10 protein-coding genes are annotated in these 10,316 nt (G+C 41.5%); 7 read left to right on the top strand and 3 right to left on the bottom strand.

What is annotated here, in order from left to right:
* Positions 1 to 499 precede the first annotated feature (499 nt).
* On the top strand, positions 500 to 1,369 hold the full coding sequence (locus PLL47_RS05865; RefSeq protein ID WP_324445267.1) for a geranylgeranylglycerol-phosphate geranylgeranyltransferase: 870 nt from the start codon (positions 500 to 502) through the stop codon (positions 1,367 to 1,369).
* 150 nt (positions 1,370 to 1,519) lie between these two features.
* On the opposite strand, the gene PLL47_RS05860 is transcribed toward PLL47_RS05865, so the two are convergent.
* Together PLL47_RS05860 and PLL47_RS05855 are read right to left on the bottom strand one after the other, a co-directional pair.
* Complete coding sequence (locus PLL47_RS05860) at positions 1,520 to 2,752, bottom strand: methionine adenosyltransferase (protein WP_324445266.1); 1,233 nt, start codon at positions 2,750 to 2,752, stop codon at positions 1,520 to 1,522.
* Positions 2,753 to 2,939: 187 nt separating this feature from the next.
* Complete coding sequence (locus PLL47_RS05855; RefSeq protein WP_324445265.1) at positions 2,940 to 3,683, bottom strand: RNA ligase partner protein; 744 nt, start codon at positions 3,681 to 3,683, stop codon at positions 2,940 to 2,942.
* Positions 3,684 to 4,126: 443 nt separating this feature from the next.
* On the opposite strand from PLL47_RS05855, the gene PLL47_RS05850 reads away from it, so the two are divergent.
* The 5 genes from PLL47_RS05850 (at position 4,127) to PLL47_RS05830 (ending at position 8,604) form a co-directional block, all read left to right on the top strand.
* On the top strand, positions 4,127 to 4,558 hold the full coding sequence (locus PLL47_RS05850) for a hypothetical protein (RefSeq protein ID WP_324445264.1): 432 nt from the start codon (positions 4,127 to 4,129) through the stop codon (positions 4,556 to 4,558).
* A 250-nt stretch (positions 4,559 to 4,808) separates the two neighbouring features.
* Positions 4,809 to 5,201, top strand: a complete 393-nt coding sequence (locus PLL47_RS05845; protein ID WP_324445263.1) for a thioredoxin family protein — start codon at positions 4,809 to 4,811, stop codon at positions 5,199 to 5,201.
* A gap of 423 nt (positions 5,202 to 5,624) precedes the next feature.
* Positions 5,625 to 6,578, top strand: coding sequence for a deoxyhypusine synthase (locus PLL47_RS05840; protein ID WP_324445262.1), 954 nt, complete (start codon positions 5,625 to 5,627; stop codon positions 6,576 to 6,578).
* 4 nt (positions 6,579 to 6,582) lie between these two features.
* Positions 6,583 to 7,248, top strand: coding sequence for an orotidine-5'-phosphate decarboxylase (pyrF, locus tag PLL47_RS05835; protein ID WP_324445261.1), 666 nt, complete (start codon positions 6,583 to 6,585; stop codon positions 7,246 to 7,248).
* 297 nt (positions 7,249 to 7,545) lie between these two features.
* Entirely contained in the window at positions 7,546 to 8,604 is a 1,059-nt protein-coding gene (locus PLL47_RS05830) for a site-specific integrase (RefSeq protein ID WP_273076341.1), read from the top strand.
* A 23-nt stretch (positions 8,605 to 8,627) separates the two neighbouring features.
* On the opposite strand, the gene PLL47_RS05825 is transcribed toward PLL47_RS05830, so the two are convergent.
* Positions 8,628 to 9,668: a hypothetical protein gene (locus PLL47_RS05825; RefSeq protein ID WP_324445260.1), complete on the bottom strand. Its 1,041-nt coding sequence runs from the start codon at positions 9,666 to 9,668 to the stop codon at positions 8,628 to 8,630.
* A gap of 79 nt (positions 9,669 to 9,747) precedes the next feature.
* Here PLL47_RS05825 and PLL47_RS05820 point away from each other — a divergent pair, with 79 nt between their 5' ends.
* Positions 9,748 to 10,077, top strand: a complete 330-nt coding sequence (locus PLL47_RS05820; protein WP_273076336.1) for an AbrB/MazE/SpoVT family DNA-binding domain-containing protein — start codon at positions 9,748 to 9,750, stop codon at positions 10,075 to 10,077.
* Positions 10,078 to 10,316 lie beyond the last annotated feature (239 nt).

The raw sequence follows: 10,316 nt of genomic DNA, 5'->3' as shown, positions 1-10,316 counted from the left end.
GTTCCTGTATCAGTTCCTGTATCGGTTCCGCTGTCATCACTAATGTTATCTGCAGCAGACGCCATGTGGGGAGTCATTCCAGGAATTATTAGTATTACAAGCATTACATAAATTAAAGAACTTAAAAAATGGGGTTTCATTTTTGGTTTCCACCAGCACGTCCATAAATAGAAATCTCTGCTGTACGTAAGTCATTAACAACTTATTATATTATTCACACTAAAAAAGTTTAGAATCTTTTTCGAATAAGTTTCTTCGATAAATCGTAGATCAAAAGAGTGACACTTTTTTCGGGTGTACAATAGCCTTGAATTTTCCTTGAAGAGGAACGGAAGGGATGTCATGTTTTATACTCTATTTCTTTTGACAGTCTGCTCAAACATTTAGCTTTTCCAATAAAAGCAGAGCTATCTCATGTGAACTCTCAAATCTAATTTTACTGGTATTCTCCTCCTGTTTTTTGGCAAAATTTTAATACTTTATAATGCTGTTTCTACTGATGTCTGTCGGAATACGAACATATCTGGAGCTTATGAGGTACGGAAACTGCCTTATGGCAGGCTTTGCGGCTGTGATCGGAACTTTGATAGCGTTTAATATCCTGATCTCTGGACCTTTAAGTTCAGGTTTTGAGGGTACTTTTCCTCTTCTTAATGCAGGTCTCGTGTTTCTGGTAGTATTTCTTGTTTCAGGTGCAGGAAACGCGATTAATGATTACTTTGACATAAAAATAGATTCTATCAACCGCCCTGAAAGGCCCATTCCATCCGGGAGGGTAAAGGCAAAAGAAGCCCTTTACTTTTCTTACTCTCTCTTTGCCGCCGGGACTTTGCTGGCTTTTACTATAAATCCGGTCTGCGGGCTAATTGCCCTTTTTAACTCTTTGATGTTGATCCTTTATGCAAAAACCCTTAAAGGTACACCCCTCTTGGGAAACCTGAGTATAGGCTACCTCACTGGTTCTGTTTTCCTGTTTGGAGCTTCAGTTTTCGGTCCAGGGGGGATTAAGGCTCTTTCCGTGCTTTTCCTGCTTGCGGCTCTTGCGATTACAGCCCGGGAAATTGTAAAGGACATTGAGGATATGGAAGGAGACAGTAAGGAAGGAGCAGACACCCTTCCACTCAGAATCGGGGCGAAAAAAGCAGGTTACCTTGCGGTGCTTATAGGGCTCCTTGCAGTAATCTTAAGCCCTCTACCTTATTTTATGTCTGTCCTTGGCCTGCGTTATATCTACCTTGTCTTACTGGCAGACCTCGGGTTTCTTGCAGCCATTAACCAGCTCCTTGTGCGGAACAACCCCACAAAATCCTCTAAAATGTTTAAAATAGCCATGCTCTTTGCCCTGATAGCTTTTATTGCCGGGGCATGAACTGAATAAATTTAAAAAAACTCTGTCTATGCCGGCCCTGGTTACTACCTTTATTCCATGAGACAGAATTTCCCGGCAGACAGACACAGCAGACAGATGCCATATAGATTCGCCAGCTAATTGTCAAAATCTTTCTGTGAAGTTACTCGTTCAGCATACAGGTCTTTTCCCTGCTGCAAGTTCCATAGAGAAGGAATGGATGTTTTCAAGTTCTTTTTCTATAACTTCTGCCGCTTCTTTTTCTACATCACCTGCGGCACCTTTTTTCATAATCAGCTGGGCAGTTGCAATCTGAGGCTGGTCAATCGGGGTCCCTATTTCACTCAGGAGCCAGACATATACCTCTGAGACATCGGGAACTTCCCTGTATATTTCAGATGCTATCCTGTGGGAGAGGAGATTATAGATTTTTCCTATGTGGCTTACAGGATTTTTCCCTGCTGCAGCTTCACTGCTGACAGGGCGGTTTAAAGGAATTATCCCGTTTACGCGGTTTCCGCGCCCCACCTCTCCGCAGTCTGCGTCTTCTGCAGAAGTTCCGGTAACCGTTGTGTAAATCCCTTCCATCCCCCTTCCCGGCATGTCCAGGGTATTAAGGGAAGCAGTGGGTCTTGCACATATACAGGCTTCAAATTCAGCTCTTTCTTTTTCTGCGAATCCGGCAGTAAACTCTTCTATCCTGTCGTGCAGTTCCATCTTCTTTTTAAAATAATCCTCTTCAGACCTGACATACCTGTCCACAAGAGGTGCAGCGACCGTGAGGTGCACATCTTCTTTATTCCTGAGTCCCATAACCTTTATGTCTTCTCCGGATTCCGGATATTCTTTCTTGAACCCTTTTGAGTTGAGATACCGCTCAGTCTCGAGGACCAGCCTTTCCACAGGGCTCAGAGGTGCATATCCGACTGCTGCAGATGTGTCATTTGCCCCGAGTACCTTTCCTCCCCTGCTGAAAATATCCGTGAGTTCTGCAGAACCTTTTTTAAGTTCCACCTGGTAAATGACGCTTTCAGCGTCTACAAAACGGAGTTTTTCTGAGAGCCACTCTTTTGCCGTATTAACAGCAATCCCGGAAACATCGATTTCCACTCCCTCATATTCGAAGGTTGCCCTATCTCCTATTATCAGCCGCATAGGGCCTGTAACCTTTCCCCCTCCAAATTTTCCTTCCACTTCCCCTGCAACAAGCATTCCCTTGTCTATGTTGTGGTGCAGAATGGTTCCGAAGGTCTCAAGGTATTTCTGGCAGAGGTTTACTGAAATCTGTTCCATAATCGCGTCGCAGATGTAGTCCGGGTGACCGAGCCCTTTTCTTTCAACAACCTCTACTTTCTGCCGGTAAACTTCCGAAGCTTTCAACTCTTCGATAACAATATTTCTCAAACTCTTTCCCCCCAGATTGCCCTTAAGGGCGTGACAGATGCGGTTTGAAATTATTAATGTAAGTGAAGGCGTTCATTTATATTTGTCAATACTTATGTTTGTCAATAAAGTCTCTCTGGCTCACCTGAAATGAGCAGGGCTTCAGATAGAAAAACCATAAGCGCCTGGTAGATCCTGTTAGAGCCTGTTAAATAAAGTCTACGTTTTCTGAATGATCCTTCCTCTTTTTATCTTCACTCTCCAGTTCTTTTATGCCTTCCGGGCTGTGCCTCAGGTACTCTTTAATCATCATAGGGAAGGTGTTTGCAGGCACGAAGCGGACTCCAAGCTGTTCTGCCCATTTTTCAATTCCGTAGTCACTTGCAACTACAGCCGCATCAAGTTCTTTGGCAAGGATCAGGACATCAATATCCGGTGCACTGTCAAGAATCCCATATCTTAGAGCTGCCCTGTATTTGTTCCTGAATTTGCCGATTATTCCCCCAATAACCTCTCTTTCGACCTCTTCTCTGTACTCTTTTTTGTTAGTCTGAGGATTTTCCATGAAGAGGCATTCAGTTGCTGCCTCCCATATCGCATCCTCTGCAACCCCCATCCCGCGGTTAATTCTCTCTCTCATATAAGATACATATTCGTGGAAGATCTGTGAGGTTACATCCACTCTATAGCGGTCAGGCGATTTTTTTACAAGCCAGGTATCTATCTTGGCCACTACCTCCCTGTCACATCCGTTACGGCTTGCGAATTCGTACATCTCCTTGTACACCGATGGATAGGGAACATAACAGCTGATCCCGAACTGCAGGCGGGCATCGGCTATGAGGTCAAGTATTGCTTTCATCCCCTCACAGAGGGATGTATAACCCATAACCTCCCTGGTCTGCAGATCTGTTAGTGCCGTGGTGTCCAGCACAAATCTCTGCTTAAGCATTTTTTCGAGTCCTTTTATGATCTTTTTACCCTTCTTATGTATTGATCAAGGGACAATAAAATTCTTTGTTTTATGCTATTATTCGCTTGATCCGATCAAAATGGATAACTGTATATAGTTTTAACACGAATAATTATATAGGGAAATTAAACCAGAGCTGAAAAGCGGTTTGAAACACATTTTTATAAATCGTTTTCTAGGATTGTTTTTGCCTGGATGCGTTAAGTATTTCAGGGGAAACATTTTAATAAAATTAATTATGTTTCTTACCGTTTTGCCTTTGCTCATTCTCGGGCAAAGCTTCTCTGATAAAACCCGGAAACCTAACATTATCCGGCGGGTGTAGGATTCGAATAAAAGGTGCGGAAGAACTGAGCCTGAGCAGAAATCCTGGAAAATGGATTGGCTCGGTATTATGAAAACAGGATAAAATGGGGAATTAAATGAGTGCGAACACGGAGAGTTTGAAATCTGTAGACTCAGCACAGGGTTTTGTGAGGATTCCTCTTAAGAAGGGAGGCGGCACGATGAAAGAATACTGTAATATCTGTGGTCGGGAACTGCTTGAAGATGTGCTAGTCGTGGATACCAGTCTCGATATGAAACCAATCAAATTTAAGGACGTTCACGGTGATAAGTCTGATCTGATATGCATTGAATGTGCAATTGATTCGGTTGAAAACCCACCTTTTGTGTGTACAAGGTGCGGACAACCAATTGAGTTTAATGAAAAATTCTATGTATTCAGGGAAGCGACCACAAAGCCCGGTGGTCCAAAAGTAGATTTTAAAGAGACATGTATGGGAGACAAATATATCTGCTGTACGTGTTTCGATGAAACCATGAACCCTGAATATGAAAAGGAAGAGCTTTGACGAGAGGTCTGGTATAACGCCTGAGGTAGAGTTCTGTTCTCTGCCCCCTCATTTTTTAATATCCTGATTCTTTATTTCATATTTTATGCTATTAGAGGCACTCTTTCTAAGGATGGTAATTTTTAATGCTATGAAGGCGTAAATATTGATGAGCATAATGTAAAAGCTCTTTATCCAGGATATTTCATCAAACTTAAGTACGGATAGACTCAGAATTCATTCCATTTCACTATTTTAGGGGGGAAGCTGGTTGAACGGAAGCAGTATTATTGAACTTGAGGATATGACCTGGGGGCAGCAGGTAGAAGAGTCTAAAAAGCCTGTTGTTGTGATGTTTTACAGCCCTGTATGCCCTTATTGCAAAGCTATGGAACCATACTTTGAAGATTACGCCAGAGAATATGGAAATTCGGCAGTTTTTGCCAGAATAAATATAGCAGCAAACCCGTGGACTGCAGAAAGATACGGGGTTCAGGGCACTCCTACGTTCAAGTTTTTCTGCCACGGAAGGCCTGTATGGGAGCAGGTAGGGCAGATCTATCCTTCCATACTGAAAAATGCAGTCCGGGATATGATCCAGTACGGTGAAGAATGCGTAAGAAAAAGCACTCCAGTAGGGCAGGATATTACAGGATACGTATGACATCCAGGTCAGGTACAGTGTGATCTGCACATTTCTTTTTTCTTTCTCTCTGGAAATCTCTTTTACAAATCCGTGATCATCAAAGCAGGTTTTCTTTCATCCCCTTTAAGAGAAAGTTTATCTATACTTAGGTGTTCACATCAATCGTATTATAGTTACCTTGCGCTATGATAGGAACTATTATCCGAAGTTTAAAGCAACCGTTATCCTGAAAATAAATAGATTCTCAGGATGTTGTGAAATCTTTAATCTTAAATACAGATTTGTTTGCAGGACAGATAAGCTTCAAGTTCGGTTGCCATCGTATCGAATTTGTTAACTGGTGATAAGCTAAGTACGCACGCTGACGTTCTGTATATCTATTTCAGCACATACTTTAACACAACTATATTTTAATAATCTTATAATCTCTGAGGAACAAAAATGGATTGTGGAGCTTCTGCTAAAAATCTTACTACTCCGGTCAAAGGGGCAAAAATAGTCCCGAATATGACAGTAGACGATCTTGTGAGAGAGTACGGCGGCTGTGCCTTTGGAGCAGGCAGGCTTGCTGAAGCCGTGGACATCTATTATGAGATGCTGGCTTCCGAAAATACAACGAAATTTTTCGGGCTTGCGGGAGCAATGACTCCTGCAGGCATGAGAACTATTGTTGCAGACCTTATCCGTGACGGACATATAGATGTGCTTGTTACAACAGGTGCCAATATGGTCCATGATACCGTTGAAGCCCTTGGACTTCACCACTTTAAAGGTTCGGACTGCGCAAATGATATTCAGCTCAGGCATGAATGTATTGACAGGATTTACGATGTCTATCTTCCTGACCAGCATTTTACTGACCTTGAAGAGTTTCTGCAGGGTGTTTATGCGGGGCTTCCTCAGGAAAAACTCTCTATCCGGCAGGTCCTTACCGAAATCGGAAAGAACCTGGACGATGATTCTTCAATCCTGAAAACCGCTGCCGAAATGGGTGTGCCTGTCTACTGCCCTGCTCTTCAGGACTCGGTAATCGGGCTTCAGGCCTGGCTCTATAAGGAAGGAAACCCTCTGCATGTGGATGCCTTTGCGGATATGCACGAGTTCATGGAAATCTGCTATGAGGCTGAAAGTGCAGGCGCCATGCTGCTTGGGGGTGGAGTTCCCAAGAACTATATCCTCCAGTCCATGCTTGTGACCCCCAAGTCCTTCGAATACGCAATTCAGCTAACAATGGACCATCCTGAAACCGGAGGGCTTAGCGGTGCAACTCTCGACGAAGCCAGGTCATGGGGAAAAGTCGGGGAAGATGCAAAATCCGTAACCGTGTACGCAGATGCAACAATAACTCTTCCGCTTATCGTTTCGGCTGTAAGGACACGCCTTTCAAAGAGGTGATCTGATGGAAAAGAAAACCCGTATGATCCTTGCCCTGGACGTAACCGACAGGAAAGAAGCGCTGAAGATTGCAGAAGAGGTCAGTGGATTCGTGGACGCAATAAAGGTGGGTTATCCTCTGATCCTTGCAACAGGGCTTGGAATTATCAGGGAACTTGCCGAATTCACTCCGGTGATAGCTGATTTTAAGGTTGCAGATATCCCTAACACAAACCGCCTTATCTGTGAGCAGGTCTTTGAAGCAGGGGCTGATGCGGTCATAGCACAGGGCTTTACAGGGAGGGACAGTCTTGATGCCTGCATTGAAGTTGCTTCCAAATACGGAAAAGATGTCTTTGTCGTAAGCGAAATGAGCCACCCGGGCGGAGCCGATTTCATGCAGCCGGTTGCAGAATCAATTGCAAAGATGGCGCTTGAAGCCGGAGCTTTCGGACTTGTCGCTCCAGCCACACGGCCAGAGAGGGTAAAGGAAATCCGGAAAATTATAGGAGACAAGCTTACTATCATCTCTCCCGGAGTGGGTGCCCAGGGAGGAAAAGCTTCTGATGTAATTGCTGCAGGGGCAGACTGGGTGATTGTGGGCAGGAGTATTTACAAAGCAGAGTCTCCTGAAGAAGCTGCCCGTGAGATTGCTGAAGAGATTCAGGCTGAGCTCCGCGGAAAATGCTGAAGGATATTTTTCTTAAAAGAGGCAGCTATTTTAAAATACACTTATAATCTCAATTACGTGCCTGTGATGAAAAATCTGGCTGATTTCATGATGAGCCCTATGAGTTCTGAGGCACGAAAATTGAGTACCTCATGAATTAAATACTAAGAATACCATTTACTTAGTATGTTCAAATTAGTGGATGCTGAAAACTTCCTCAGGTCTGAAGAGCTTTCAGAATGTAATCGGGAAATTTTAAGTAAGTATTTCAGATATTTGAGGCATGAAGGGAATAGCGAAAGAACAGCTTTAAACCATATGGAAAATATGATCTGGATAGCAAAGGCTCTTCATGAGTGTGATTTGGGGAGACTTACAGAGGACGACCTTTATCTCTTTTTTGATGCTTTAGATAACTATACTTACACAGACAGGGCAGGCAAGGTAAAGAAATATTCTGAGCCAACAAAGGAGACTCGAAAAGTATCTCTGAAGAAGTTCTTAAAATGGAACAAAAATTACGAGCTTCACGAAAAAATAAAGTGTAAGAGACTCAAAGGAAAGAAGCTTCCTGAAGATATCAAGTGTAAAGAAGATATTGTAAAAATGATTGAAGCAGGCAGCAATAGTCGGGACAGAGCCATCATAGCTTGTTTTTACGAATCGGGGGCAAGAAGAGGGGAGCAACTGGCAGTTAAGCTCAAGAACGTTGAGCTTGATGAGTACGGGGCTGTACTCACATTTCCGGAAGGTAAGACAGGGGCTCGAAGAGTTAGGTTGATTTTCTCTACCCCATATCTGCGGGAATGGCTGGACGATCATCCAAGAAAGGATGACAGGGACGCGCCTTTGTGGTGCACATTGAATAAAAAGGCTGGTCCCATGTCAGTCACCGGACTTGCGAATGTGTTTGACAGGTGTGGAGAAAAAGCAGGTATCGAAAAAAAAGTGAATCCACATTCCTTCCGGCACGATAGAGCAACCCATTTGGCTGCAAATTTCACAGAACAGCAGCTTAAGATGTATTTGGGCTGGTCCCCTACATCGACCCAACCAGCTACATATGTTCATTTGAGTGGAAAGAATATGGACGATGCTGTTTTGAAAATGTATGGTATTAAAAAAGCTGAAGATGATCCTGAATTATTGAAGCCTGGAGTATGTCCCAGGTGCCGCGAGTTAACTGCAGTAAATGCAAAGTTCTGTTCTAAGTGTGGATTGCCTCTTACACAGGAAGCAGTTACCACTGTGGAATCTATCAAAACTGAGTACATGCAGCTTTCAGATCTGGATGAAATTAAAGAAATGAAAAATACTTTAAAGCAGGAGCTTGAGGAACTTTCTAAGTTAAAGGAGATGCTTAAAGTTGGGAAATGATCTGTAAAATTAAAACCTCTTGTTTAGGAGGTCTCTATTAACTTTTTAATTTCATCAGGTATCGTCGAATAATCTAATTTGTAAAAGTCTATGATCTCTTTAAGTACCTCATTTGGCGTGCCATTGACATTAAAAAAAGTGGGTTTTTTATATCTAACTACATATTCACTTATTAATATCAGGTTTTTAAAGTAACGCACTAAAACACTACTTTCTTTTTGGTTCTCTTTTATTTTCATCGCAAACTCTATTTCATCAGAAGTGACTATATCATTTAATATATCTTGATGAAAATAATGTTTAAAAAGCAAATGATAACGAGTGTCCAAAAAGATCAGTTTTTGTTTTGTCATCAAAATCCAGATTTCTTTGGTCTTTTCATATATTTCTTTGGCCTCATTTGGGTATTTTTCTTCCAATGTTTCTGAAATTGGGTTTTCTACATTCCACGAGTTTTTATTTCTTACTATCTCTTCCATTATCTTTCGGAAAGTTTCTTCTGATATTTTAATAAAATTAGGATTCTTTTTTATATTTGTATCGTAACAGTTCTTTAGAAGCTGTTTTATGTTTTTATTCCGTTCAAACCCCCTATCATATAAGTAAAGTTCCCAAGCTCTGTTTTGTAGTTTTTCAAGACCAATGTCCATGCATGCATTAAAAAAAGAAGTTGACAAAAGCAATTCAAAAAAACATTCAAGTCCATCGAGATCTCGATCGATATCAAGATTTGATTCTCTGAGAATAACGATTAATGATTTTTCAAATTCGTTTAATTTTATATCTTCAAATTTGATTTGAATATTTTCCAAATGTTCGGTTTTAGTTATATCCCATTTATTGCTTAGACCCGTTTTAATAGGAGGAATTAATTCGATACACTCAACCTTTTTTAATTCGTGTAAATGTCTGTTAATCCTACCTTGGTCTTTTATCCCGTATTTTTCCCCTAAGTGTTTTCTAATTTCAGGCTCACTAACAGGTCCTTGTTTTCCAAGAATATATTTTATGATATTAGACTTCGTCTCGGACTGTTTTAATCGATCTCCTTGCTTCCGAACCATGAATTATCTTAAGTGTTGCAAGTATTTAAAATTAGAGCATATGCTATTATTTTAATATAATGCAATAATATAATGTCTTATGATATCGAAAAAAAAGCCATATGCTATTATCTGCCGATATATTTTTATATTTGATTATAGCATTAATATATATGGGTACTATCCAAAGGAGTGCCTAAAAAAATACAAAAGAGGTAATTTAATGGTTTTATTTTTAGGTCAAAGAAAGGTTAGAAGGATCAGATACACTTTACTGATTTCGTTGCCCGCAGTTTGGGCAAAAAATGCAAAAATCGAACCAGGTAGTTCTATGAATATAGAATTAATGCCAGACAACAGTTTAAGGATAACACCCAGCTCCACAGAACCGCCAAGAACTGAGATAGCTGGATGTGCTACACCCAACTAAAAGGATAGGTGCAGGTAATGAATTCTATGATCACAAACAATTTATCATTTTCGGACTGGGCAAAGATGGTAAATGCTCAGCATCCTGATATCCTAGCTTATATGCGCAAAAGCACTGACCCGTTGGATCGAGTTATCGCAAAACGAATAATGCAAACTGCAGGAGCAATCAACCCCTAAAACTAGAAGAGTAGCTAGGAGTCCCTGCCAGGACTCCAAAGACAAAAAAACACAAAGCCC

It is taken from the genome of Methanosarcina sp. (assembly GCF_035390745.1).
GTDB lineage: Archaea > Halobacteriota > Methanosarcinia > Methanosarcinales > Methanosarcinaceae > Methanosarcina.
The sequence above is the reverse complement of the archived record's forward strand: the minus strand, read 5'-3'. Positions and strand labels throughout refer to the sequence as shown.